Below are 24,885 nucleotides of genomic sequence, written 5' to 3'. Positions count from 1 at the left end.
ACGAAATGGTCAAGCCCAGCGTTTCCAAGTACACTACGCCTGTCGCCATGCCATATATATGCTAACAACGTAAAAATAAGAAAAAACTTTTGAACCAATCTACACACACCATTCCCAGCCGGGAGGAAATTCTCGGCATCTTCCGCAGCGCCAAAGGCCCGCTAGACCTGCGCGCCCTGTCGAAATCGCTGAAAGTCGCCACCGACGCCCAGGCTATCCTGTCGCGCCGCCTGAACGCGATGCACCGCGACGGCCAGATCATCGTTGACGACGCCGGCCACTACTCGCTGGCCACGCAGACCGGTTTCATCGCCGGCCGCGTCAGCAGCCACCGCGATGGCTTCGGCTTTGTGATCCCGGACGAGCCGGGCGAAGACCTGTTCCTGCCCGAGAAGGAAATGCAGAAAGTGCTGCATGGCGACCGCGTGCTGGCCAAGGTCGTCGGCGTGGACCGCCGCGGCCGCGCCGAGGCGACCATCGTCGAGGTGACGCAGCGCGCCAACACCCACATCATCGGCCGCCTGCTGAACGAAAACGGCGCCTGGGTTGTGGCGCCGGAAGATCAGCGCATTTCGCAAGACGTGCTGGTGGAAGGTTCGATCGGCAAGGCCAAGGCCGGCCAGATCGTCAGCGTGGAATTGACCGAACAGCCGATGCGCTTCAAGCAGCCAGTCGGCAAGATCGTTGAAGTGCTGGGCTCGCTGGACGACCCGGGCATGGAAATCGAAATCGCCGTGCGCAAGTTCGGCGTGCCGCACATTTTCTCGGACGCCGCGCTCAAGCAAGCCAACAAGCTGCCGGACGTGGTGCGCGAAAGCGATTGGGGCGACCGCGTTGATTTGCGCGACGTGCCGCTGGTCACCATCGACGGCGAAGACGCGCGCGACTTCGACGATGCCGTCTATTGCGAACCGATCAAGATCGGCCGCGCCAAGGGCTATCGCCTGATCGTCGCAATTGCCGACGTCAGCCACTACGTCAAGCCGAACGATGCGCTGGACGCCGACGCGCTGCAACGCAGCACCTCGGTCTACTTCCCGCGCCGCGTGATTCCGATGCTGCCGGAGAAGCTGTCCAACGGCCTGTGCTCGCTGAACCCAGCGGTTGACCGCCTGACACTGGTATGCGACGCGGTGGTTACCGCCAAGGGCGAGATCACGGCTTACCAGTTCTACCCCGCCGTGATTCACTCGGCCGCGCGCCTGACCTACACCGAAGTGGCCGACATCCTCGGCAACACCAAGGGCCCGGAAGCCAAGCGCCGCGCCAGCCTGGTGCCGCACCTGAACAATCTGTACGACGTGTTCCAGGCGCTGCTGAAAGCGCGCGCGGAACGCGGTGCCATCGATTTCGAAACCACCGAAACCTACATCGTCTGCAATCCGAACGGCAAGATCGAAAAAATCATCCCGCGCACCCGCAACGATGCGCACCGCCTGATCGAAGAGTGCATGCTGACCGCCAACGTGTGCGCGGCCGATCTGCTGATCCGCCACAAGCATCCGGGCACCTACCGCATCCACGCCACGCCGACCGCTGAAAAGCTCAAGCAAGTGCGCACCTTCCTCAAGCAAGTGGGCCTGGTGCTGAACGGCGGCGACAAGCCGGCCGCAGCCGACTACGCCGCGCTGATGAAGCAGATCAAGGAACGCCCGGACGCGTCGCTGCTGCAAACCATGCTGCTGCGCTCGATGCAGCAGGCGGTGTACTCGCCCGATAACATCGGCCACTTCGGCCTGGCGTACGAGGCCTATGCCCACTTCACCAGCCCGATCCGCCGCTACCCGGACTTGCTGACGCACCGCGCCATCAAGGCTATCCTGCTGGGTAAAAAGTACGAGCCCAAGATCGCTGACAACAGTGTGCTGAACACCAACGTCTCGAACGCCACCCGCAAGCAGCAAGCCAAGGACAAGGCGGAAGGCAAAGAGAAAAAAGCCGCCGACATGACCGTGTGGGACGCGCTCGGCGTGCACTGCTCGGCCAACGAGCGCCGCGCCGACGAGGCTTCGCGCGATGTTGAGAACTGGCTCAAGTGCTACTACATGCAGGATAAGCTGGGCGAGGAATACACCGGCATCATTACCGGCGTCACCACTTTCGGCATCTTCGTGCAGCTGGATCAGCTGTTCGTGGAAGGCCTGGTGCACGTGACCGACCTCGGCGCCGATTACTTCCAGTACGACGACGCCCGCCACGAGCTGAAAGGCGAGCGCACCGGCAAGAAGTACCAGCTGACCGACCGCGTCAGCGTGCAAGTGGTGCGCGTTGACCTGGAGTCGCGCAAGATCGACCTGCGACTGGCCGGCGCCGATGCGCCCGAGCCGCGCGAAGGCAAGCCGGACGCGCCTTCCAAGGCAAGCAAGACCAACATCAAGCCTGGCCCGGCGATCCCGGCCGCAAAGCCAGGCACGCCAGCCCGCAAGCCTGCTGCCGCCAAACCGGCAGCCAAGCCTAACGCTGCCAGCAAGCCCAAGGCTGCACCCGCAGCCAAACCTCGGGCAGTGAAAAAAGCTGCCCCAAAAAGTAAGAAGAAGCGATAAATGAGTAAGAACAAAATGATTTTCGGTTTCCACGCGGTGACCTCGCGCCTGCGTCACGAAGCCGCCTCGGTGGAAGAAATTTTCGTCGACGCCACGCGCGACGACCGCCGCATGAAGGACTTGATCGCCAACGCGAAAGCGGCCGGCGTGCGCGTGATGCCGGTCGATTCGGCCCGCCTGGACAAGATCGTTGGCACCCGCCGCCACCAGGGCGTGATCGCGTTTGCCTCGCAGCTGGCGCTGGCGCGCAATCTGGACGAGCTGCTGGACGCGATCGACGGCCCGCCGCTGCTGCTGGTGTTGGACGGCATTACCGATCCGCACAATCTGGGCGCTTGCCTGCGCGTGGCCGACGGCGTTGGCGCGCACGCGGTGATCGTGCCCAAGGATCGCGCCGTTGGTTTGAATGCGACTGCCGCCAAGGTGGCTTCGGGCGCGGCCGAGACCGTGCCTTACATTACCGTGACCAATCTGGCGCGCACCTTGCGCGAGCTGAAGGATCGCGGCATCTGGCTGATCGGCACCTCCGATGACGGCGACAAGGGCTTGTACGAAGCCGACTTCACCGGCCCGACCGCGCTGGTGATGGGCTCGGAAGGTGAGGGCATGCGCCGCCTGACGCGCGAAACCTGCGACATTCTGGTCAACATCCCGATGTTCGGCTCGGTGGAGAGTCTGAACGTGTCGGTCGCATCGGGCGTCTGTCTGTACGAGGCCCGCCGCCAGCGTATCGCCAAGGAAGCATAAGCAGCGATACGCAAACACCGGCGGCCGACTTCGAGGGCCGCTGGTGCTCTTCCTCCCCATCGAAGTCAGCCGCTGTTCAGCAACTCCCAGCCGGATAAGCTACCATGAAAGCACCGGTTGTCATTCTGGATAAGCCATGTTTCATCGTCTCCGCCAAGACATCAACAGCATCATCGAACGCGATCCCGCTGCCCGCAACGCATGGGAGGTGCTGACCTGCTACCCCGGTTTGCAAGCCATCGTCATGCACCGCTGGGCGCATTGGTGCTGGACGCACAAGATGAAATGGCTAGGACGTTTCATCTCTTATCTTGCGCGCATTGTTACCGGGATTGAAATCCATCCCGGCGCGACCATCGGCCGCCGCGTGTTCATCGACCACGGCTTCGGCGTGGTGATCGGCGAGACCGCCGAGGTCGGCGACGATTGCACCATCTACCAGGGCGTGACGCTGGGCGGCACCTCGCTGCACACCGGCACCAAGCGCCATCCGACGCTGGGGCGCGGCGTCATCGTCGGCGCCGGCGCCAAGGTGCTGGGCGGCTTTACCGTGGGCGAGTACGCCAAGGTGGGCTCCAACGCCGTGCTGCTGAAACCGGTGCCGCCGGGCGCCACCGCGGTCGGCAATCCAGCCCACATCGTGCAGAAGGATGCGATGAGCGCGGCGGCCAATCCGTTTGCCGCTTACGGCGTCACGCCGAACGGCGACGATCCGTTGTCGAAGGCGCTGCGCGGCCTGATCGAAAACGCGGTCAAGCAAGAGCAGCGCATCGAACAGCTGGTGGCAACCATGAAGGCGGCGGGCCTGGAGTGTCAGAGCGTACCCGACTGTGATAAATTAAATTCCGCCCAACTCAACAAGCTCGTCGAATAAAGGAAGCAGGCCATGGAAGAAGGCGCCGAAGTACTGGACCCGTTTGAAATCCGCGTGTTGGCCGTGCTGGCCGAGAAAGAAGCGCTGACGCCGGATAACTACCCGATGTCCCTGAATGCGCTGGTGAACGGCTGCAATCAGCTATCGAGCCGCGACCCGGTGATGGCGCTGTCGGAAGACACGGTGGCCGAGGTGCTGCAGCGCCTGATGCAGCGCAAGTACGTCAACGGCATCACGCAGGCCGGAGCGCGCGTGACCAAGTACGAGCATCGCATGCGCATCAAGTGGTCGCTGGAGCAGGACAAGCTGGCGGTGTTGACCATCCTGATGCTGCGCGGCCTGCAAACGGCCGGCGAAATCCGCACCCGCAGCGGCCGCCTGCACGAATTCAAATCGGTGGGCGATGTGGAATTGGCGCTGCAATTCCTGATCGATAAATATCCGCCGCTGGTGTCGCGCCTGGCGCTGGCGCCGGGCACCAAGGAGCCGCGCTACGGCCAGTTGCTGGGCGGGGAAGATGCGCTGGCGCGCGAAGAAACCGCGGCCAGCCTGGGTGGATCGGTGAGCGGCGGCGGGCAGGGCACCCGCATCGGCGCGCTGGAGCAGGAAGTACAGCAACTGCGCAAGCAAGTCGAAGACCTGACCGCGCAGTTCGCTGAATTCCGCAAGCAGTTCGAATAAGCCTCACGCCTCTTCGCGGCGGCGGCGCATGTAGACGGCAACGGCAATCATCGCCACGCCGGCTGCTGCGCCGATCCACACGCTGGCGCCGCCCAAGGTCGACCACGAGGCGTTGAAGATCGCATCCGGCAGCGCCATCTTGTGATCCTGATGTGCGATGGCGACGGTGTCCTTGCTAAAGATCAGCCACGAGCCCGGCACTACGCCCAACAGGATGCGGTTGGTGATGTGTTCGGCGAACCAAGCGGTATTAATGCCGAAGTTCAGCGCTTTCTCAGCCCAGAGTATCAGCAGCGAGGTAATCACCGGCGTACCGACGGCCCACAGGAACACCTTGGAGCGCGCCATGCTCGACACCATCAGCAGCCAGCCCACGGTCGGCAAGGCCCACAGCACGTACACCGGCAGCAAACCGATCAAGCGCAGCGGCGACAGCCAGAAGTCCGGCGAAGCCAGCACTGCACCGAAAAGGTTGGTGCCGTGCGTCAGCAGCATGATGCAGGCGGCCACCAGCACCACCAGTCCCAGCACGATGGCGATGGCTATCGTAATCAGCGGCGCGACCACCACGGCCAGCAGCAGCTTGGACATCACGGTGGTGAAGTCCGACACCGGCAGCGATTTCCAGAACAGCAGGCTACGGTCGCGGCGCTCGTCGTGCAGCGCGCCGAGGCAGTAGAAGAACACCAGCAGGCCCAGCACCATCAGCACCGGCATGCCGGCGCCGATGTAGGCTTGCGACAGCGTTTCGGCTATGCGCATGCGCACCGCGCCTTCGATGGTGACAGTGCCGATGTTATGGCCGTCGACATTGATGCCGCTCATTTTGCCGAGGAACAGGCTGGCGAGCACCAGCAGCGCGACGGCGGTGGCGATCACCACCGGCGTCCAGAACAGCATGCCCTTGTGTTCCCAGATTTCGCGCTTGATCAGCCATTTCATGGTTTTCATGCGTAGCTTCCTTTCATGGTGGCGACGAACAGATCCGCCACGCTCGGCGTGCGCAGTTCGCCAAAATTCGACAGCTGTTGGCGGTGCACGCCGTCAAACAGCATCACGGCCTTGCCGAACACGGTGCGCTGGCTCAATGGCTGCAGCGCGTTGGCGGCCGCCACGAACTGCGGCTCCACCATCACCTCGGTAAAGCGCTCGCCCACTTCATCCATCGACGCGGCCAGCGAAATCTTGCCGTTCTCGATGAACATCAGGTCGGTGAGGATGTGCTCGACTTCCTCGATCTGGTGGGTGGTGATCAGGATGGTCTTGTTCTCGTCGAAGTAGTCTTCCAGCAGGTTTTGGTAGAACTGCTTGCGGTACAGGATGTCCAGCCCCAGGGTCGGCTCGTCCAGCACCAGCAGCTTGGCGTCGATCGCCATCACCAGCGCCAGGTGCAGCTGTACCACCATGCCCTTGGACATGGCTTTGACCTTCATCTCCGGCTTGAGCTTGGTGTTGGCGATGTATTTCTCGGCCTTGGCGCGGTCAAAGCGCGGGTGCACGCCTTCGACGAAATCGATGGCGTCCTTGACCTTGAGCCAGCGCGGCAGGATGGCAACGTCGGCGATGAAGCAAACCTCGTTCATCAGTTCTTCGCGCTGGGTGCGCGGATCCATGCCCAGCACCGACAGCTCGCCCTCGAACTGGGTCAGACCGAGGATGGCCTTGAGGGTGGTGGTCTTGCCGGAACCGTTGGGGCCGATCAGGCCGACGATGCGGCCGGCTTCGACCTGGAAACTGGTGCCGTCCAGCGCGGTTTGCTTGCCGTAGCGCTTGCCCAGGTTGGTGGCGGTAATGATGGCGCTCATGCCGTACCTCCCGGCGCCGCCTTCAGCAAGGCCTCCAGGTCGAGGCCGAGGCGGCGGATGCGTTCCAGCAAGGTTGGCCAGTCTTCGCGCAGAAAGCGCTCGCGCTCGGTGGCCAGCAATTTATCGCGGGCGCCATCAGTGACGTACATACCTAATCCCCTCCGTTTTTCGACCAGCGTTTCGTCCACCAGCTCCTGGTAGGCACGCGAAACCGTGATCGGGTTGAGTTGATAATCGGCGGCGATTTGCCGCACCGAGGGCAGGGCATCGCCCGGTTTCAACAGGCCGTCGAGCATCATGCCGACCACCTTGTCCTTCAGCTGCCGATAAATCGGCGCGTTGTCATTCCACATACATGGTTACCCCTTACGTGTGTTGATGAAGTGGTGTTGTAGTGAACTATAACACTAGGAATCAAAAAAACAAGCATTTTTGCGCGCACGATTAAAAAAACGTCATTATTTGCTAGTTGCTATATAGTCAGGTGATTACGTTATCAGTTCAACCAATAACAGGGGAATGCATGAGCACCAATACTACCGTCCTGCGTGTCGGCACGTTGATCACGCAGCATGAGAGCGACATCCTGAGCACCTGGATTCAGGAATTGTCGGGCAAAAGTTTCCGTGGCGACGATGTAACGGTGCAGCGCCACACCCGCCAGTTCCTGATCTTGCTGCCGGTAGCGCTGGCGACGGGCGGCAACGAGGATATCAATCTGCGCCACTGGGACGAGGTGCGCAACCTGTTGAATGAAATTTCCAGCCAGCGTGCCAAGCAGGGTTCCACGCCCAACGAGACGGCCACGTTTGTGTTCTCGCTCAAGCAACCGCTGTTCACCATGCTGCGCCGCGAACTGGCCGATGAGCCGACGGTGCTGGCCGATGCCCTGTGGGCGATCAGCAGCATCCTCGACCAACTGGGGCTGTACACGGTGGAAGTGTTCCAAAAGAGCCGCGACCAGATCATCGTGCGCCAGCAGCACGAACTGATGGAGCTGTCGACCCCGGTGGTCAAGTTGTGGCAGGACATCCTGGCGTTGCCGCTGATCGGCACGCTGGACAGCGCGCGCAGCCAGGTCGTGATGGAAAGCTTGCTGGAGAAAGTGGTGGAGACCGGCGCCGCCATCGCCATTATCGACATCACCGGCGTGCCCACGGTCGATACGCTGGTGGCCCAGCACCTGATGAAAACCATCGCAGCGGCCCGCCTGATGGGCGCGGATTGCATTATCAGCGGCATCCGCCCGCAGATTGCCCAGACCATTGTGCACCTGGGCGTTAATCTGGAGGATGTGATCACCAAGGCCACGCTGGCCGACGCCTTCGTGGTGGCGTTGGACCGGGTGGGGGCCACTATCAGCCGCAAGGGGTGAGCGGACGATGGAACGCATCCCTATTTTGCGCATAGGTGACTTGCTGCTGGTGACCATCCAGGTCGACATGCATGACCGCCTTGCCATCACTTTGCAGGATGATCTGACCGAGCGCATTGTGAGCGACCACGCCAAGGGCGTGCTGATCGACATCTCCGCGCTGGACCTGGTGGACTCCTTCATCGGCCGCATGATCAGCAACACCGCCGCCATGGCGCGCGTGCTCGACGCCGATACCGTGCTGGTCGGCATGCAGCCGGCGGTGGCGATCACGCTGGTGGAGCTGGGCCTGACCCTGCCCGGCGTGAAAACCGCCCTGAATGTCGAGCGGGGCATGAAACTGCTCGGGAAGAACTATAACTGATGATGCCTACCGCGACACCAGACCTTAGCCGCTACCGTTCGCCGTTGCTGACCCACTATGCCGACCGGGCGGACCTGCATCAAGTGCTGCCGTTGGAAACCGACGAGCACGTGGTGAGCGTGCGCAAGGCGGTGCGCGAGCATGCGCTGGCCATGAAACTGAGCCTGGTCGATCAAACCAAGCTGGTGACGGCAGCCAGCGAGCTGGCGCGCAATACCATCAAGTACGGTGGCGGCGGCGTGGTGCTGCTGGAGCGCCTGAGCGATGGCTTGCGCAGCGGACTCAGGCTGGTGTTTGCCGACGACGGTCCCGGTATCGCCGATATCGAACTGGCGCTGCGCGATGGTTATACCAGCGGTGGCGGACTGGGTTTGGGACTGGGCGGCGCCAAGCGCCTGGCCGATGATTTCAATATTGATTCTCGCCCCGGCGAGGGCACTGCGGTAGCGATTATCAAATGGAAAATTTAAGCAGTTCGCTCGATCCCGCTGAATGGATAGCGATCCAGCATGCAAGCGATGTCGGCGCCGCGCGCCGCAGCGGCCAGCTCCTGGCGGACCGATTAGGCATGAACGAAACGCGCAGCGGGCAACTGGCGCTGGTCGTTACCGAAGCGGCCACCAACATTCTCAAGCATGCAGGCGAGGGCAGCATGCTGCTGTCGGTTGCCAGCCATGCCGGCTGGCGCTGTGTCGAAGTGCTGGCCGTTGATCGGGGGCCGGGCATCGCCAACTTGCAGCAGGCCATGACGGATGGCGTCTCCAGTACCGGCACGGCGGGCACCGGCCTGGGGGCGATTCGCCGGCTGTCAGACCAGTTTGACGTGTATGCGCCACCGGGCAAGGGCACGCTGGTGTTTGCGCGCTTGTGGAGCGACCCCATGCCGGCCAGCCTGCCGCCGCGCTATGGCGGCGTGTGCGTGTCGATTGCCGGCGAGACGGAAAGTGGTGACGCTTGGGCCGTGGCCCAGCGGCCGGACAGCATCACCATGCTGGCGGTCGACGGGCTGGGCCATGGGCCGGAAGCCGCCAAGGCCGCGGCTGCCGCCATCGCTACCCTGAAGGCGTCGCCAGCGCAGCCGCCGGGCCTGTTGATGGATGCTTGCCACGCGGCGCTGCGGCCCACGCGCGGCGCGGCCTTGGCGATCGCCACGCTGCATCCGGCGAGCCAGCAACTGGCGTTTGCCGGCATCGGCAACATCATGGCCAGCATTTATGTCGACGGCGTGCGACGCCAGTTGATGTCGCATAACGGCATCGTCGGCCACAACGTGCGCAAGGTGCAGGAGTTGCAGTTTCCTTGTCCGGCCGGCGCGCTGGTGGTGCTGGCCAGCGACGGCATCAGCACGCAGTGGGACTTGGCCCAGTATCCGGGCCTGCTGTCGCGCGAGCCGGCCATCATTGCGGTGGTGCTGCTGCGCGACCATGGGCGCGGGCGCGATGATGCCAGCGTGCTGGTGCTGGCCATGCCGGGGAGCCCATGATGGCCTTCGTTCGCCTGCTCCAGGTTGGCATCGACAGTGCGCCGGACGTGGTGGCGGTGCGCCAGCGCGCGCGGCAGATTGCCGGCATGCTCAACTTCGGCGTGCAGGACCAGGTGCGGATTGCCACCTCGGTGTCGGAAGTGGCGCGCTGCGCGTATGGCCGCCTGACCGGCGGGCGCGCCACCTTTGCCGTCAATCTGCAAGCCAAGCTGCCGCAACTGCGGGTGGTGATTACCGCCGAAGGCGCGCCGAGGGCGCTGCCCATCGCCGAGACGGAACCCGGCCTACCGCAGCTGGAGCTGGCGCTGCTCACCGCGCAACGGCTGATGGACGAATGCAGCATCGTCAGCGCAACGCCAGCCACCCTGAACGTGGTGATGAACAAGACGCTGCCGACGCCGCAGGCCCAGGCGCCGCTCGATCTGGCCGAGGTCGGCGCGCGGCTGGCCAGCATGCCGGTGCAAAGCACCTACTCGGAAATCGAACAGCAAAACCGCGAACTGGCGCAGGCGCTGGCCGAGCTGCGCGAGCGCCAGGACGACTTGCTGGAACTGACTCGCGAGCTGGAGGACACCAACCGTGGCGTGGTGGCGCTGTATGCCGAGATCGAGGAAAAAGCCGAACGGCTGCGCAAGGCCGACGAGATGAAATCGCGCTTCCTGTCAAATACCAGCCACGAGCTGCGCACGCCGCTCAGCTCCATCCGGGCGCTGACCCAGCTCTTGCTCGACCGCATGGATGGCCCGTTGACGGCGGAGCAGGAGCGCCAGGTGGCGTTTATTGCCAGCGCCGCCGGCGACCTGTCGGAGCTGGTCAATGACTTGCTCGATCTGGCCAAGATCGAGGCCGGCAAAGTCGAGATCAGCATGGCGCCGGTCGACGTCGGCCAACTGTTCAGTGCCTTGAAAGGCATGCTGCGGCCGCTGACGCGCGACGCCAAGACCGAGCTGATATTTGCCGAGCCGGCGCCGCTGGCGCTGGTATCCGACGAAGGCAAGCTGACACAAATTCTGCGCAATTTCATTTCCAACGCGCTCAAGTTTACCGAGCAGGGACAGGTGCTGGTCGAGTTGCAAGGCGTGGCCGATGGCCGCGTGACGTTTGCCGTGACCGATAGCGGCATCGGCATCAGCCCGGAAAACCAGCAACTGATCTTTGAAGAGTTCAGCCAGGTCGCCCATCCCTTGCAGCGCCGCGCCAAGGGCACCGGGCTGGGACTGCCGTTGTGCCGCAAGCTGGCCACGCTGCTGGGCGGCGAGGTTGATGTGCGCAGTGCCGAAGGCGAGGGCTCAACTTTTTACCTGCGGCTGCCCGCCACCGCACCATGAATCAGGGATGCTGCCATGGCCATTAGCGAAATTTTGATACTCAATGTGGATGATAACGATGGCGCGCGCTACGTCAAAACCCGCATCCTGCAGAGTGCCGGCTTCCAGGTGATCGAGGCCGCCAATGGCACCGATGCGCTGGAACTGGCGCGCAAGGCCAAGCCGGCGCTGGTGCTGCTGGACGTCAAGTTACCCGATATCAGCGGCATCGAAGTGTGCCGCCGCATCAAGGCCGATGTCTCGACCGCCACGGTGCTGGTGCTGCAAACCTCGGCAGCCTTGATCGGCCGCGACGACAAGATTCGCGGTCTCGACGGCGGCGCCGATAACTACCTCGCCGCACCGATAGAAGCGGACGAGCTGATCGCCAATGTCAATGCGCTGCTGCGCCTGCAACGTACCCAGACCGAGTTGCGCAACAGCGAAGAACGCTTCCGCCAGCTGACCGACAATATTGATGATGTGTTCTGGATGTTTGGCCTGGGCGACCAGCAGCTGCTTTACGCTAGTCCGGCCTACGAACCCCTGTTTGGCCGCCCGCTGGCGCAGTTGCAGCAGTCGCCGGACGACTGGGTGGCGGCGGTGCATGGCGACGACCGTGCGCTGGTAGTAGACGGCTGGCTGGGCGTGCTGGAGAATGGCTTTTACGATCAGGAGTACCGGCTGGCGCTCGATGGCAAGATCCGCTGGGTACGTGACCGTGCTTTCCTGGTGCGCGACGATCAGCAGCAACCGTACCGCATCGCCCGCATTACCAGCGACATCAGCGGGCGCAAGAACATGGAAAGCTTGCTGCGGGCGGCGGACGAGAACAAGAACGACTTCCTCGCCACCCTGGCGCACGAGCTGCGCAATCCGCTCAGTCCGATCCGCAATGCGGTGACGCTGATGAATACCGTGCCACTAGCCAACGGCGAGGCGCATCGGCAAGCGCGTGAAGTGATCCTGCGCCAGGTCAGCCATTTATCGCACTTGGTCGACGACTTGCTGGACGTGGCGCGCATCTCGGAGGGCAAGCTGACGCTGCGGCGTCAGGATGTCGAGTTGCATACGGTGGTGGAGCCGGCCGTGGAAACCGTCAAAGCGCTGATTGATGCGCGCCGCCACACGCTGACAGTGACGCTGCCGCCGCAGCCTGTGCACTTGAATGGCGATCCGGTGCGGCTGTCGCAAATCATCGGCAACCTGCTGCACAACGCGGCCAAGTTCACCGACCCCGGCGGGCAGATTGCGCTGGCGATCACGTTGCCGCAGCCGGATCGGCTGCGTATCGCGGTCAGCGACAATGGCATTGGCATCACCTCGTACAACCTGGCGCGGATTTTTGAGATGTTTGCGCAGGGCGCCTCGACGCAGGATCGCGTGCATGACGGGCTGGGCATCGGCCTGTCGCTGGTATCGACGCTGGTGGAAATGCATGGCGGCACGGTGGAAGTGCAGAGTGACGGCATCGGCAAGGGCAGTACTTTTGTGGTGGAGCTCCCTTTGCAGCCGGCCGTCGCGGCCGTGGCTGCCGGGCCGGACGCCACGGCGCCGCTGGCACCTGCGGGGCGGCGACTGCTGCTGGTGGACGATAACGTCGATTCCGTTAGCGTGATGGGCGAACTGTTGAAAACCGTGGGCCACGAGGTGTACACAGCGAATAACGCGGCCGAGGCCATTGCGCTGGCGCATGCCCATCATCCCGACGCCGCCGTGCTGGATTTGGGCTTGCCGGAGGTCGACGGCTACATGCTGGCGCGCATGCTGCGCGCCGAGCCGGCGCTAGCGGGAATGCGCCTGATCGCCCACACCGGCTACGGTTCCAGCCAGGACCGCGAGCGCACGCGGGCGGCTGGCTTTGATGTGCACCTGGTCAAGCCTGCTAAGTATGAAGAACTGGAACGGGCGCTGTGGCCTGAAGCTTCATCATCTGCAGCGCGTTGAGAATGGCGGCGCCGGCGGCGGTGTTGTCGAAGATGCACCAGCCGTCACGGCCGGCCAGCCACGTGGCCACGCTGCGCAGATAGGCCTCGTCGTAAGACGAGTAATAAATGCGCGGGCTGCCGTGCAAGCGGACATAGGCTTGCTCCGTGGTCGCGACGTACCGTCCTGGCGCGCCGGCTGGCGGATCGGCAATCACGCGGGTGATGTGGTGTGCGCGTAGCAACGCAGTGGCCTCGTCGCTGAACCAGCTGGCGTGGCGCGCTTCACAGGCCAGCATGCAGTCGAAGTGGCCCTGCAATTGCTGGAAGACGCTTGCGGCCGCGTCTGTGTCGAGTCCTAGGCTGGGTGGCAGCTGCACCAGCACGCAGCCGAGTTTATTTCCCAGCGCGCTGGCTTCCGCTGCAAATCGATCAATCAAGGACCCGGCATCTTGCAGGCGCTGATCGTGCGTGATGCTACGTGGCAGCTTGACCGAGAAGCGGAACTCGTCCGGCACGCTATCGGCCCAGCGCGCGTAAGTCTGCGGCTTGTGAGGGCGGTAGAACGAGGAATTGATCTCGACCGCGTTGAATACGGCGGCGTAACGCTCCAGGTGACTACCGGCACCTTCAAATGATGGCGCCGCCTCGCGGCTGATGCTCCACCCGGCGCAACCTAATCGCGTCAGAGTCATATAATGCGCCTGTTCCGTATTGTTGAAGGATGGTTTGATGAATCTTAAACGCTATGCCCTATTCGCCGCTGCACTGTTGCTGGCGGCCTGTGCCACCCTGATCGGCCCGCGCGAGGTGAGCTTGCCGCAGGAGAAGCTGCAGGCCAGCCTGGAGCGCAAGTTCCCGCTGCACCAGCGCGTACTGGGCGTGTTCGAGGTGGAGTTGAGCCATCCGCAACTGGCGATCCTGGCGGAGAATGACCGCGTGGCGCTGACCGTCGAGCTTGGCGTAACGCTGCTGCTGGCGCGGCAATCGTGGCGCGGCAGCATGGTGGTGTCCGGCCGCCTGCGCGTGGACAGTTTTAGCAATGCCATCTACATTGCCGATGCCCACGTCGACCGTTTCAACGTCGCCGGCCTGGACGAAGGCAAGCAAAACCAGCTGGCCAGCGTGGCCAACCTGCTCAGCGACAAAGTCATCCGCGACATGCCGGTACACAGCTTCCGCCCGGAAGAGCTGCGCTACGCCGGCGTACAGTTCGTGCTGACCGGCATCGACACCCGCCCCGGCGCGCTAGTCGCCAAGCTCCAGCCCGCGCAATAGTTCGAAATCCGCGAAATCCGGGGTCAGTTCTGCCAATCGCACACGGGCTCATGTACCAATGGCAGAACTGACCCTGAATTTCGCGCTGGTGGGCGGCATTTCGCGCCGGGCTGGTGCATTTCGTCGCATGGCGCTGCGCCTGGCGTCCGTAACGCGCATCATGGCTCCATCGTAACTTACTTACCGGAGCCAACCATGATCGTGCAAATCCTCTCGCATACCCCTGTCTACGTTTGGGCTTTGCTGGCCTTTCTGCTGTACCGCGGCTATCTCGCCAGCCAGGACCGCGAACTGTCGCTGCTGAAGCTGTCGCTGATTCCGGGCGTGATGCTGGTGCTGGCGCTGACCAGCATTAACCCCCACGGCGTGCTGGGCGAGGCTGTCTGGGCCGCTTGGGCAGCCGGTGTCGTAGTCGCCGTGGCGCTGGTCTGGACCTTCAGCAAGGGCGAGATCGCCGTCAACCGCGCCGCCGGCACCGTCTACCAGCGCGGCAGCTGGGCGCCGTTGATGCTGATGGTTGCCATTTTCATCACCAAGTACACTGTCGGCGTGCTCAGCGTCATGCGCCCTGAGCTGGTGCATAGCCTGCCGGGCTCGCTGGGCGTGACGGTGCTGTACGGCCTGTTTAACGGCGTGTTCATCGGCCGCCTGGCGCGCTACGCCGCTGCCTACCTGCGCCAGCCTGCGCCTGTGGCCGCCTTGTGATGCACGGCCAGAGCTTCTACAATCTGGGTTCATTTTGATTGTAGAGGCAGCTCATGGAGATTTTTGGAGTTGGATTGCACGTGCTGGTGGCGATTTTCTTCGCCATCCACGCTATCCGCAGCGGTCAGCAGTTGTACTGGGTGGTGATTTTGTTCTTGTTCCCCGGCCTCGGCAGCATTGTGTATTTCTTCGCGATTTACCTGCCGAATTCGAAGATCCAGCACGGCGCGCGCAAGGCCGTCACCGTCGCGGCCAAGACGCTCGACCCGGGCCGCGAGCTGCGCGAAGCCCGCGATGCCTACGAGTTCACGCCCACCGCGCAGAACCAGATGCGTTTGGCCAGCGCCTTGCTGGCCGCCGGCAACGCCGAAGAGGCGGCGTCGACTTACGAGGCTTGCCTGCAAGGCCCGTTCTCCGGCGATCTGGATATCCGCTTTGGCGCCGCGCAAGCTACGCTGGCAAGCGGCCGTGCAGCGGCGGCGGTGTCGCACCTGCAAACCATCCGCAGCAGCGATGATAAATTCCGTCCCGAGCAAGTGTCGCTGCTGCTGGCGCAAGCGCTGGCCGCGGCCGGCCGTCAGGATGAGGCGCGCGCCGAGTTTGAGCACGCGCTGAGCCGCCATAACAGTTTTGCAGTGCAAGCGGAATTCGCCATCTGGGCGGCCGGTGTCGGAGATGCCGATAGGGCCAATCAGCTGTACGCCGAACTGCAACGCACCATGGAGCGCTGGGCGCGCCACACCCGCGACCTCAACCAGCAGTTAGTGCGCCGCCTGAATACGGCGATGTCCGCGATTAAGCGCTAGGATTATTTGGCGGGCTGGCTGTGGCCGGGGTTGAATATGCCCCCGGTCGCAGCAATCGCTTGATTCAGCTTGTTCATGGTTGCCTGCGGTACGTCGCGGCTGCACACGATATGACGCTTGAGGCCGGGCGGCATGTCCGGCATGTCGTAGTGGAGGATGGACTGGCCCGGCTTTTCCTTCTGCTGGAAATACTCCCAATCTTCGCGGTCGACAAATATATACGACGCGCGGCCCACCGTCAGCATGCGCATCATCTGCGTGGTTTCGACCGTCCGGCTCATTACCGTGTTGCTGCTGGTCTTGATCTTTGCATCCAGCACCGGCCCATACGACACGCCTTCCACCACCCCCAGCGTCAAGGCCGGATCGGCCAGCAGTGAATTGAGCGAGGTATGCGCCTTCACCCGCGCGGCTGCCCTTGGCGCGATCAGTATGGTGTGCGGCAAGTCTTCGTGAAACGGCTGGCTGAATTGCGCCACTGCCTCGCGCTCAGGCAGGCGATACCAGCTGATCGAGCAGTAGTTGGTGGCGCCGTGCTTGAAGTTGGCCCAAATGCGCTTCTGCGGCTCGCTGACGAAACGCGCGTTCAGGCCAGCGCTATCGAATATGGCGCGTGCCCGCGTCAGCAGGAAGCCGGTCGGCACGCCGTTATCGAGGTAGTGGTAGGGCGGCTTGTCGCGCCATGCGACGGTGAGTTGCGGCTCGGCCGCAATCAGCGCGCCGCTTGCGAGAGCGCCGCACAGCCCGGCGAGCAGCATGCGCGGTTTCATGCGTTGATGGCTGCGCCGTTGAGGTCGTAGCGCGTGATGGCGCCGTCGTCGGTGATGGCGATCCAGCCGCCGCGCGGCGGTGCCGCTTCCGGCTCCCAGTCGGGCAGCACGTAGCGGCGCTTGCCATCAACGTGGTGCAGGGCAGGGCGGTGGGTATGGCCGTGGATCATCACCTCGGCGCCGGTCTCGGCGAACACGTCGCTAATCGCTTGCGGCGTCACGTCCATGATGTCGTAGGATTTGCCGCTTTGTTCCTTGCGGCTGTCGGCGCGCAGGCCGGCGATGATGGCTTTGCGCTGCGCCAGCGGCATGGCGGTGAATTGCGCCTGCCACGCAGGCTGCCGCACCATGGCGCGGAATTCCATGTACTTGGTGTCCTGGGTGCATTGGGCATCGCCGTGCAGCACCACGACCTTGTGGCCGCCGATCTCGGCGACCCAGGTTTCCGGCAGCAGGATCACGTTGGCCGCTTCGGCAAAGCGCGCGCCGACGAGGAAATCGCGGTTGCCGGCGATCCAGTAGATCACCACGCCCGCATCGCTGACAGCGCGCAGCGCCGCCACGATCTCGGCATGATAGGGATCGGTGATGTCGTCATCACCGGCCCAGTACTCGAACAAGTCGCCGAGCAGATACAGTTGCTGCGCGTGCCGCGCATGCCGCTCCAGGAAGTCGAAGAACGCCTTGCTGGTTGCAGGATGCGCAGGCTGCAAATGCAGATCGGAGATGAACAGCGCGCAGACAGCAGTCATAAATTAAGCAGCCAGTTCGATGCTTTCGATGATCACGTCTTCCGCCGGCACGTCAGCGAACATGCCGCTGCGGGTGGTTTTGACTTTCTTGATGGCGTCCACAACGTCGGTGCCTTCGACCACTTTGCCGAACACGGCGTAGCCCCAGCCGTCCTGGCCTGGGTAGTCCAGGAAGGAGTTGTTTTTCACGTTGATGAAGAACTGTGCCGAAGCCGAGTGCGGCGCCGAGGTGCGGGCCATGGCCAGGGTGTAGGTATCGTTTTTCAGGCCGTTCTTGGCTTCGTTTTCCACGGTGGTGTCGGCTGGCTTTTGTTTCATGCCTGGCTCGAAACCGCCGCCCTGGATCATGAAGCCGTCGATCACGCGGTGGAAGATGGTGTTGGTGTAGTGGCCGGCTTCCATGTAGGCCAGGAAGTTGGCAACGGTCTTCGGCGCTTTTTCCGCGTCCAGTTCGGCGGTCATGGTGCCCAGGTTGGTTTTGATGATTACTTTGGTCATTTTGTTATCCTGAATTGGTTGAGGAATACGGCAAGGCCGCTATTTTACTGTTTTGGCTGGATCGGTGTCTTCAAAATCGTTGCCGACTTCACGGTGATCGGAATCACCGGGATGTTTTGGAAGATGCCTTTGTCGTCCACCAGCACGCCCTTGATCTTGTCGACGGTTTCGAAACCCTTCACAACCTTGCCGAACACGGTGTAGCCGCCGGAGCCGTCCGGGCCCGGATAATCGAGCGGGGTGTTGTCTTCGACGTTGATGAACCACTGCGAGGTGGCCGAGTTCGGATCGCCCATGCGCGCCATCGCCAGCGAGTACTTCACGTTGCTGAGGCCGTTATTCGACTCGATCGGCACCGGCTTGTTGACCGGCTTGCCTTTGAGTTTTTCATCGTAGCCGCCGCCCTGAATCATGAAGCCGTCAATCACGCGGTGGAAAATCGTGCCTTTGTAGAAACCAGACTTCACATAGTTGATGAAGTTGTCGACCGACTTCGGCGCCTTCTCGCGGTTCAGTTCCAGCACGATATCGCCCATCGTGGTCTTGAGTTCAACCTGGGTGGGTGCGGGCGCGGCCAGCACAGCGGCGGAGAGCGTCAGGCCGGCGAGGGCGGTCATCAGTTTTTGATACATCGGTCACCTTTGCGTAATGTTGAATAGGCAAAATCCCGTTACAGATCAGGCCTATGCTGTTTTTATCAATGCTATACTTGTTCCATTCTACCCCTTAGAAGGTAGAAACAAGAACATTCCCAAGGTTCCCCAGGCTCACGATGACGACAGGCGCATACGCCGCGCCGGGTCGTCGTATTGCCTGAGGGCCCAGCAAACGCAAGAGTCCGATGAGCAATTTAAAGATTTACAACACGCTGGCGCGTGACAAGCAAGTATTCGTACCTATCGAACCGGGCAAGGTTCGCATGTATGTCTGCGGCATGACCATCTACGATTACTGCCACATCGGCCACGCCCGCATGATGATGGCGTTCGACGTCATGTACCGCTGGCTGCTGGCTTCCGGCTACGACGTCACCTACGCCCGCAACATCACGGACATCGACGACAAGATCATCAAGCGCGCGGTCGAGAACGGCGAGACCATCTCGCAGCTGACCACCCGCTTTACCCGCTACATGGACGAGGACACCACCGCGCTCGGCATCCTGCCGCCAACGCTGGTGCCGCGCGCCACCGAGTATGTGCCGCAAATGCTGGCGCTGATCGAGCAGCTGGAATCGAAAGACCTGGCCTACAAGAGCGACGACGGCGACGTCAACTACGCGGTGCGCAATTTCCCGCAATATGGCCGACTGTCGGGCAAGTCGCTGGACGACCTGCGCGCCGGCGAGCGCGTGGACGTCAACACCGGCAAGCGCGATCCGCTCGACTTCGTGCTGTGGAAAGCATCGAAAGAATCCGAGCCGGAAGAAGTGAAGTGGGATTCCAAATGGGGCAAGGGCCGTCCGGGCTGGCACATCGAGTGCTCGGCCATGTGCTCGGCGCTGCTCGGCGAGCATTTCGACATCCACGGCGGCGGCGCGGACTTGCAGTTCCCGCACCACGAAAACGAAATCGCGCAGTCGGAAGGCGCGTTCGGCCACCAGATGGTCAACTACTGGGTGCACAACGGCTTCGTGCGCGTGGATAACGAGAAAATGTCCAAATCGCTGGGCAACTTCTTCACCATCCGCGACGTGCTGAAAAAGTACGACGCCGAAGTGGTGCGCTTCTTCATCCTGCGCGCCCACTACCGCAGCCCGCTGAATTACTCGGACGCCCACCTCGACGACGCACGCGGCGCACTGACCCGCCTGTACACCGCGCTGGACGGCGTGGAAGGCGACGGCCAGCCGCTGGACTGGCAAGAAGAACACGCCGCCCGCTTCGCCGAGGCGATGGACGATGACTTCAACACGCCGCTGGCAGTGGCCGCGCTGTTCGACCTGGTCACCGAGTTGAACAAGTCGAAATCGCCGGTACTGGCGCGCCAACTGAAAGGCTTGGCCGCCGTGATCGGCCTGCTGGATCGCACGCCGCAGCAGTTCCTGCAAGCGTCGGTCGGCGGCGAGGGCGGCGACGATGCCGCGATCAACGAAGCCATCGCCAAGCGCGCGGAAGCCAAGAAGGCCCGCAACTTCGCCGAGTCGGACAAGATCCGCGCCGACCTGCTGGCCCAGGGCATCATCCTCGAAGACAAGCCCGACGGCACCACCAACTGGCGCCGCGCATAACATGGTCATCGCCAAGGATATTGAGGCCGTGGGCGGCGTGCCGCCATACTGGGAGGAGGCCAAGCTTGAGCTCATGAAGCGCGACCGCATCATGAACAAGCTGATCCCCCAGTTTGGCGACCTGCACCTGCGCGGCCATCACGATCCGTTCACGACCTTGGCCCGTTCCATTGTCGGCCAGCAGGTGACCGCCAAGGTGGCCGACGTGGCGTGGAAAAAGCTGCTCGACATCAGCCCGAAATGCACGCCGGCGCAAATCATCAAGGCCGGCGCCGAGCAGTTGGCGGCCTGCGGCCTGTCCAAGCGCAAGACCGAATATATCCTCGATCTGGCCGACCATTTCAAGAACAAGCGCGTCCACACCGCCCAATGGGATCAAATGGACGACGAGGCGGTGATCGCCGAATTGACGCAGATTCGCGGCATCGGCCGCTGGACAGCCGAGATGTTTTTGATATTTAATCTGCTCCGACCGAATGTTTTACCGCTCGACGACCCCGGTTTAATCCAGGGCATCAGCCAGAATTACTTCTCCGGCGAACCGGTCTCGCGCAGCGATGCGCGCGAGGTTTCGGCCAACTGGGAACCCTACCGCACGGTCGCCACATGGTATTTATGGCGTAGTCTCGACCCGGTTGCTGTAGAATAGATACTCTAATCGCTGCGCGAGGCATTTGTGTGCCCGTCAAAAGTGGGCAAACAAGCCGCAGCTGAGAACAAACACGGAGGTACAATGACCAAAACGACTTTCCTCAATTTTGAGCAACCTATTGCTGAACTCGACGGCAAAATCGAAGAACTGCGCTTCGTACAAGACGATTCCGCTGTCGACATCTCTGAGGAGATCGACCGTCTGGCAAAGAAAAGCCAGCAGCTGACCAAAGACATCTACGCCAAGCTGACGCCGTGGCAAGTTTCGCAAATTGCGCGTCACCCGCAACGTCCATACACCATGGACTATGTGAACGAAATCTTCACCGACTTCCACGAACTGCACGGCGACCGCACCTATGCGGACGACCTGTCGGTGGTTGGCGGCCTAGCTCGTTTCAACGGCCAGGCTTGCATGGTGATTGGCCACCAGAAGGGCCGCGACACCAAAGAGCGCGCCATGCGCAACTTCGGCATGCCGAAGCCGGAAGGCTACCGCAAGGCGATGCGCCTGATGAAACTGGCTGAGAAGTTTGGTATTCCGGTATTTACCTTCGTGGATACGCCGGGCGCCTTCCCTGGCATCGACGCGGAAGAGCGCGGCCAGTCGGAAGCGATCGGCCACAACCTGTACGTGATGGCGGAACTGAAAGTGCCGCTGATCGCCACCATCATCGGCGAAGGTGGTTCCGGCGGCGCGCTGGCGATTGCCGTGGCCGACTCGGTGCTGATGCTGCAATACGCGACCTACTCGGTGATCTCGCCGGAAGGCTGCGCATCGATCCTGTGGAAGACCTCGGAGCGCGCTGCGGATGCGGCGGAAGCGCTGGGCCTGACCGCGCACCGTCTGAAAGCGATTGGCCTGATCGACAAGATCGTCAGCGAACCGCTGGGCGGCGCACACCGCGATCCGAAGCAGATGGCGACGTTGCTGAAACGCGCACTGGCCGACTCGCTGCGCCAGTTCCACGGCATGAAAACCAAAGACCTGCTGGAAGCCCGTCACGAGAAGCTGATGAGCTACGGCAAGTTCAAAGAAACCACGCCGCAGGAGTAACCACCCCGCACACCGTGAGTAAGAACCCGCTCACCGCAAGCCGGGGTCTGACCCCGTACGGGGTCAGACCCCTTTTTGCCTAGGGTTAAGGCGCAAAGAAATCACACAGAACCGGGAGCGATGCTCCCGGTTCGCATTTGGAGTCACCATTGAAGCAGCAGAAGCCCACTCTCGAGTCCACCTTTAACAGCGCCGTCGCCAGCGCCCTTGCGCGCGGGGGTATCGCGCGCATCGCCGTCGCGCTAAGCGGCGGACTGGACTCGTCGGCCCTGCTGCACCTCGCCCACGCCTACGCCAAGGCCCACGGCGTCACCTTGCACGCCTTCCACGTCCACCACGGCCTCAGTCCGAACGCCGACGCCTGGCTGGCCCACTGCGAGCAGCAATGCGCAGCCCTCGGCATCACCTTCGCGGCTCGCCGGATCCAGCTGCAAGACGCCAAGAAAACCGGCACCGAAGCCGCCGCCCGCAAAGCCCGCTACGCCGCCCTAGGCGCCCTATGCGCCGAGCACAACGTCGCGCTACTGCTAACCGCCCACCATCAGGACGACCAAGCCGAAACCGTCCTGCTGCAACTGCTGCGCGGCTCCGGCCCGGCCGGCCTGTCCGGCATGGACGCCGCCAACACCGCAGCCAGCCTGCTGCAAAACGCCAGCCTGGTCATGGCGCGCCCGCTGCTGCCGGTCTCGCGCAAGCAGCTGGAAAGCTACGTGGCCCAGCACAACATCAGCCACATCCACGACGAATCCAACGACGACCCGCGCTACGCCCGCAACGCGCTGCGCCACACGGTGATGCCGGCGCTGGAGCAGCACTTCCCCGGCTTCCAGGAACGCTTCGCCCGCAGCGCACAGCACGCGCAATCGGCGACCCGCCTGCTGACCGAACTGGCCGAACAAGACCTCGCCGCCACGCTGGACGGCGACCACATCGACATCAGCAAGCTGCGCGCGCTGAGCCAAGACCGCAGCTACAACCTGCTGCGCCACTGGTTCGCCACGCGCGGCTACAGCATGCCAAGCACCGCCTGGCTGGCCGAAATGCTGACCCAGTTACTGGAAGCCAAGTACGATGCCCAGCTGCTGGTCACGCACCCGGACTGCCACGTGCGCCGCTACCGCGACCGCCTGCACCTGACGCCGAAACTGGCAGACCTCGAAGGCACGCGCGAAGACCAGTTCGACGACAAGCCCGGCACCGATTTCACCTGGAACGGTGAAACCGAACTGGCCTTCCCAGCCTACGGCGGCGTGTTGCATTTTGAACCAGCCGACGACGGCTTCGATCCCGACTGGCTGCGCGCGCAAAAACTGCTGATCGAATTCCGCCGCGGCGGCGAAAAACTCAAGCTGGCGCCGAACCGTTCCACGCGTCCGGTCAAATACCACTACCAGGCGCTGAACATCCCGGCATGGGAGCGCGGCCGCCTGCCAGTAGTTAAATCTGCCAAGGACTTGCTGTTTGCGGCCGGCATCGGCATGGATTGCCAGCACGTCAGCAGCGGGGCAGGGCGGGTGCGGCTGCGCTGGCAAGCTGTATAGACATGAGGCCGCTTTCTGCCGAATTTTGTATGTAGATATGTCTATTCGGTATGACTTTATGAGTTTTTCGACTTGTTATTTTGCACTGCGGCAGGTAGAGTTTAGGGTTCCATTTACCTTTATTTGAGCGGAAAACTCACTGTTATGGCTTTAATCGTGCACAAATATGGCGGTACGTCGATGGGTTCGACGGACCGTATCAAGAACGTCGCGCGGCGTGTCGCCAAGTGGCATGACGCCGGACACCGCATCGTGGTGGTGCCGTCGGCAATGTCGGGCGAGACCAACCGCCTGATCGCCTTGGCCAAAGAAATTCAAGCCCAGCCAGATCCACGCGAACTGGACATGATCGCCTCGACCGGCGAACAAGTGTCCGTCGGCCTGCTGTCGATGGCGCTGCAAGCGATTGGCAAGAAAGCCGTCGCTTACGCCGGCTGGCAAGTCGCGATTAAAACCGATTCCGCTTACACCAAGGCCCGTATTCAGTCGATCGACAACGAGAAAGTCAATCGCGACCTCGACGACGGCAAAATCGTCATCATCACCGGCTTCCAGGGCGTGGATGACGAAGACAACATCACCACCCTGGGCCGTGGCGGCTCGGACACCTCGGCCGTGGCGATTGCCGCCGCGATGAAGGCTGATGAATGCCTGATCTTCACCGACGTCGACGGCGTTTATACGACCGATCCGCGCGTGGTGTCGGAAGCGCGCCGCCTGAAGGCGATCACCTTTGAAGAAATGCTGGAACTGGCGTCGCTGGGCTCGAAAGTGCTGCAGACCCGTTCGGTTGAATTCGCCGGTAACTACCGCGTGCCGACCCGCGTTCTGTCGTCGCTGACCGACCCGATGCTGGACATCGAAGAAGAAGCCAACTCCGGCACCCTGATCTCGTTTGAGGAAGATACACACATGGAACAAGCAGTCATCTCCGGTATCGCGTTCAACCGCGATGAAGCCAAAATCACCGTGCTGGGCGTGCCAGACCGTCCAGGCGTGGCCTACCACATCCTCGGCCCAGTGGCCGACGCCAACATCGAAGTCGACATGATCATCCAGAATCAGTCGGTCGACGGCAAAACCGACTTCACCTTCACCGTCTCGCGCAACGACTACCAGCGCGCCGTGGACGTGCTGAACAGCACCAAGGAAGCCCTGGGCGCGGCCAGCGTGACTGGCGACGCCAAAGTGTCGAAAATCTCGGTGGTGGGCGTGGGCATGCGTTCGCACGTGGGCGTGGCATCGCAGATGTTCCGTACCTTGTCGGAAGAGGGCATCAACATCATGATGATCTCGACTTCGGAAATCAAAATTTCCGTGCTGATTGACGAGAAATACATGGAACTGGCCGTGCGCGCGCTGCACAAAGCGTTCGAATTGGAAAAGGCATAATTTTTTCAAAAAAACCGCTGTAGTTGCCTTGACCAAATGAGTCACGGTCTATACTATGGCGGTCGTCTGCTTCACGGCGGACATAGTTGAGCAATCGACTA

General features: G+C 62.3%; 26 protein-coding genes. 18 read left to right on the top strand and 8 right to left on the bottom strand.

Annotated elements, in window-relative coordinates:
• The first annotated feature begins 89 nt into the window (after positions 1 to 89).
• The 4 genes from rnr (at position 90) to GTP45_RS14000 (ending at position 4,845) form a co-directional block, all read left to right on the top strand.
• Positions 90 to 2,543 (top strand): ribonuclease R, encoded by a 2,454-nt coding sequence (rnr, locus tag GTP45_RS14015; RefSeq protein ID WP_161014500.1) that lies wholly within the window; start codon positions 90 to 92, stop codon positions 2,541 to 2,543.
• Positions 2,544 to 3,290 (top strand): 23S rRNA (guanosine(2251)-2'-O)-methyltransferase RlmB, encoded by a 747-nt coding sequence (gene rlmB / locus GTP45_RS14010; RefSeq protein ID WP_161014499.1) that lies wholly within the window; start codon positions 2,544 to 2,546, stop codon positions 3,288 to 3,290. It begins immediately after the preceding gene.
• Positions 3,291 to 3,426: 136 nt separating this feature from the next.
• Positions 3,427 to 4,164 (top strand): serine O-acetyltransferase, encoded by a 738-nt coding sequence (cysE, locus tag GTP45_RS14005; RefSeq protein WP_161014498.1) that lies wholly within the window; start codon positions 3,427 to 3,429, stop codon positions 4,162 to 4,164.
• A gap of 12 nt (positions 4,165 to 4,176) precedes the next feature.
• Positions 4,177 to 4,845 (top strand): YceH family protein, encoded by a 669-nt coding sequence (locus GTP45_RS14000; RefSeq protein WP_161014497.1) that lies wholly within the window; start codon positions 4,177 to 4,179, stop codon positions 4,843 to 4,845.
• 3 nt (positions 4,846 to 4,848) lie between these two features.
• On the opposite strand, the gene GTP45_RS13995 is transcribed toward GTP45_RS14000, so the two are convergent.
• Genes GTP45_RS13995 through GTP45_RS13985 form a run of 3 tightly spaced genes read right to left on the bottom strand, consistent with a single transcriptional unit; the run spans position 4,849 to position 7,003 of the window.
• The gene (locus tag GTP45_RS13995; protein ID WP_161014496.1) at positions 4,849 to 5,796 is read right to left on the bottom strand and encodes a hypothetical protein; all 948 of its coding nucleotides are present in this window, start codon (positions 5,794 to 5,796) and stop codon (positions 4,849 to 4,851) included.
• A complete protein-coding gene (locus GTP45_RS13990; RefSeq protein ID WP_161014495.1) occupies positions 5,793 to 6,650 on the bottom strand; it encodes an ABC transporter ATP-binding protein in 858 nt (285 codons plus the stop codon). Before GTP45_RS13990 ends, GTP45_RS13995 begins: the two co-directional genes overlap by 4 nt.
• Positions 6,647 to 7,003, bottom strand: coding sequence for a GntR family transcriptional regulator (locus tag GTP45_RS13985; protein WP_161014494.1), 357 nt, complete (start codon positions 7,001 to 7,003; stop codon positions 6,647 to 6,649). Before GTP45_RS13985 ends, GTP45_RS13990 begins: the two co-directional genes overlap by 4 nt.
• 170 nt (positions 7,004 to 7,173) lie before the next feature.
• Here GTP45_RS13985 and GTP45_RS13980 point away from each other — a divergent pair, with 170 nt between their 5' ends.
• The 6 genes from GTP45_RS13980 to GTP45_RS13955 are packed head-to-tail and all read left to right on the top strand — an operon-like array spanning position 7,174 to position 13,126.
• Positions 7,174 to 8,025, top strand: a complete 852-nt coding sequence (locus GTP45_RS13980) for an STAS domain-containing protein (RefSeq protein WP_161014493.1) — start codon at positions 7,174 to 7,176, stop codon at positions 8,023 to 8,025.
• A 7-nt stretch (positions 8,026 to 8,032) separates the two neighbouring features.
• Positions 8,033 to 8,389, top strand: a complete 357-nt coding sequence (locus GTP45_RS13975; RefSeq protein WP_161014492.1) for an STAS domain-containing protein — start codon at positions 8,033 to 8,035, stop codon at positions 8,387 to 8,389.
• A gap of 2 nt (positions 8,390 to 8,391) precedes the next feature.
• A complete protein-coding gene (locus GTP45_RS13970) occupies positions 8,392 to 8,859 on the top strand; it encodes an anti-sigma regulatory factor (RefSeq protein ID WP_161014882.1) in 468 nt (155 codons plus the stop codon).
• Positions 8,847 to 9,872 carry an ATP-binding SpoIIE family protein phosphatase gene (locus tag GTP45_RS13965; protein WP_161014491.1) on the top strand — a complete coding sequence of 342 codons (1,026 nt, stop codon included), beginning with the start codon at positions 8,847 to 8,849 and terminating at the stop codon, positions 9,870 to 9,872. Before GTP45_RS13970 ends, GTP45_RS13965 begins: the two co-directional genes overlap by 13 nt.
• Entirely contained in the window at positions 9,869 to 11,200 is a 1,332-nt protein-coding gene (locus GTP45_RS13960) for an ATP-binding protein (protein WP_161014490.1), read from the top strand. The genes GTP45_RS13965 and GTP45_RS13960 overlap by 4 nt, the downstream gene beginning before the upstream one ends.
• A 15-nt stretch (positions 11,201 to 11,215) precedes the next feature.
• Complete coding sequence (locus GTP45_RS13955) at positions 11,216 to 13,126, top strand: hybrid sensor histidine kinase/response regulator (protein WP_161014489.1); 1,911 nt, start codon at positions 11,216 to 11,218, stop codon at positions 13,124 to 13,126.
• On the opposite strand, the gene GTP45_RS13950 is transcribed toward GTP45_RS13955, so the two are convergent.
• A complete protein-coding gene (locus tag GTP45_RS13950) occupies positions 13,065 to 13,799 on the bottom strand; it encodes a DUF72 domain-containing protein (RefSeq protein ID WP_161014488.1) in 735 nt (244 codons plus the stop codon). The two genes, GTP45_RS13955 and GTP45_RS13950, sit on opposite strands and share 62 nt — an antisense overlap.
• Before the next feature lie 37 nt (positions 13,800 to 13,836).
• Here GTP45_RS13950 and GTP45_RS13945 point away from each other — a divergent pair, with 37 nt between their 5' ends.
• From GTP45_RS13945 to GTP45_RS13935, 3 genes are all read left to right on the top strand, one after another.
• A complete protein-coding gene (locus tag GTP45_RS13945) occupies positions 13,837 to 14,382 on the top strand; it encodes a DUF1439 domain-containing protein (protein ID WP_161014487.1) in 546 nt (181 codons plus the stop codon).
• 195 nt (positions 14,383 to 14,577) lie between these two features.
• Entirely contained in the window at positions 14,578 to 15,087 is a 510-nt protein-coding gene (locus GTP45_RS13940; protein WP_166454625.1) for a DUF6622 family protein, read from the top strand.
• A 53-nt stretch (positions 15,088 to 15,140) separates the two neighbouring features.
• Positions 15,141 to 15,893 (top strand): tetratricopeptide repeat protein, encoded by a 753-nt coding sequence (locus GTP45_RS13935; RefSeq protein WP_161014486.1) that lies wholly within the window; start codon positions 15,141 to 15,143, stop codon positions 15,891 to 15,893.
• Positions 15,894 to 15,895: 2 nt separating this feature from the next.
• On the opposite strand, the gene GTP45_RS13930 is transcribed toward GTP45_RS13935, so the two are convergent.
• From GTP45_RS13930 to GTP45_RS13915, 4 genes are read right to left on the bottom strand one after another with little or no spacing between them, the layout of a single operon-like run.
• Positions 15,896 to 16,651 (bottom strand): substrate-binding periplasmic protein, encoded by a 756-nt coding sequence (locus GTP45_RS13930; protein ID WP_166454624.1) that lies wholly within the window; start codon positions 16,649 to 16,651, stop codon positions 15,896 to 15,898.
• An 8-nt stretch (positions 16,652 to 16,659) separates the two neighbouring features.
• Positions 16,660 to 17,415, bottom strand: coding sequence for a UDP-2,3-diacylglucosamine diphosphatase (locus tag GTP45_RS13925; RefSeq protein ID WP_161014484.1), 756 nt, complete (start codon positions 17,413 to 17,415; stop codon positions 16,660 to 16,662).
• 3 nt (positions 17,416 to 17,418) lie between these two features.
• A complete protein-coding gene (locus GTP45_RS13920) occupies positions 17,419 to 17,913 on the bottom strand; it encodes a peptidylprolyl isomerase (RefSeq protein ID WP_161014483.1) in 495 nt (164 codons plus the stop codon).
• A gap of 44 nt (positions 17,914 to 17,957) precedes the next feature.
• Positions 17,958 to 18,545, bottom strand: coding sequence for a peptidylprolyl isomerase (locus GTP45_RS13915; protein WP_161014482.1), 588 nt, complete (start codon positions 18,543 to 18,545; stop codon positions 17,958 to 17,960).
• Between the two features lie 209 nt (positions 18,546 to 18,754).
• On the opposite strand from GTP45_RS13915, the gene cysS reads away from it, so the two are divergent.
• The 5 genes from cysS (at position 18,755) to GTP45_RS13890 (ending at position 24,784) form a co-directional block, all read left to right on the top strand.
• Positions 18,755 to 20,143: a cysteine--tRNA ligase gene (gene cysS, locus GTP45_RS13910; RefSeq protein WP_161014481.1), complete on the top strand. Its 1,389-nt coding sequence runs from the start codon at positions 18,755 to 18,757 to the stop codon at positions 20,141 to 20,143.
• A 1-nt stretch (position 20,144) separates the two neighbouring features.
• Positions 20,145 to 20,792, top strand: coding sequence for a DNA-3-methyladenine glycosylase family protein (locus tag GTP45_RS13905; RefSeq protein ID WP_161014480.1), 648 nt, complete (start codon positions 20,145 to 20,147; stop codon positions 20,790 to 20,792).
• A gap of 84 nt (positions 20,793 to 20,876) precedes the next feature.
• Positions 20,877 to 21,851 (top strand): acetyl-CoA carboxylase carboxyltransferase subunit alpha, encoded by a 975-nt coding sequence (locus GTP45_RS13900; RefSeq protein WP_161014479.1) that lies wholly within the window; start codon positions 20,877 to 20,879, stop codon positions 21,849 to 21,851.
• Between the two features lie 149 nt (positions 21,852 to 22,000).
• On the top strand, positions 22,001 to 23,392 hold the full coding sequence (gene tilS, locus GTP45_RS13895; RefSeq protein WP_161014478.1) for a tRNA lysidine(34) synthetase TilS: 1,392 nt from the start codon (positions 22,001 to 22,003) through the stop codon (positions 23,390 to 23,392).
• A 144-nt stretch (positions 23,393 to 23,536) separates the two neighbouring features.
• On the top strand, positions 23,537 to 24,784 hold the full coding sequence (locus tag GTP45_RS13890; protein WP_161014477.1) for an aspartate kinase: 1,248 nt from the start codon (positions 23,537 to 23,539) through the stop codon (positions 24,782 to 24,784).
• Positions 24,785 to 24,885 lie beyond the last annotated feature (101 nt).

The organism is Duganella rivi (assembly GCF_009857435.1).
Taxonomy (GTDB): domain Bacteria; phylum Pseudomonadota; class Gammaproteobacteria; order Burkholderiales; family Burkholderiaceae_D; genus Rugamonas; species Rugamonas rivi.
This window is presented reverse-complemented; position numbering and strand designations above follow the sequence as displayed.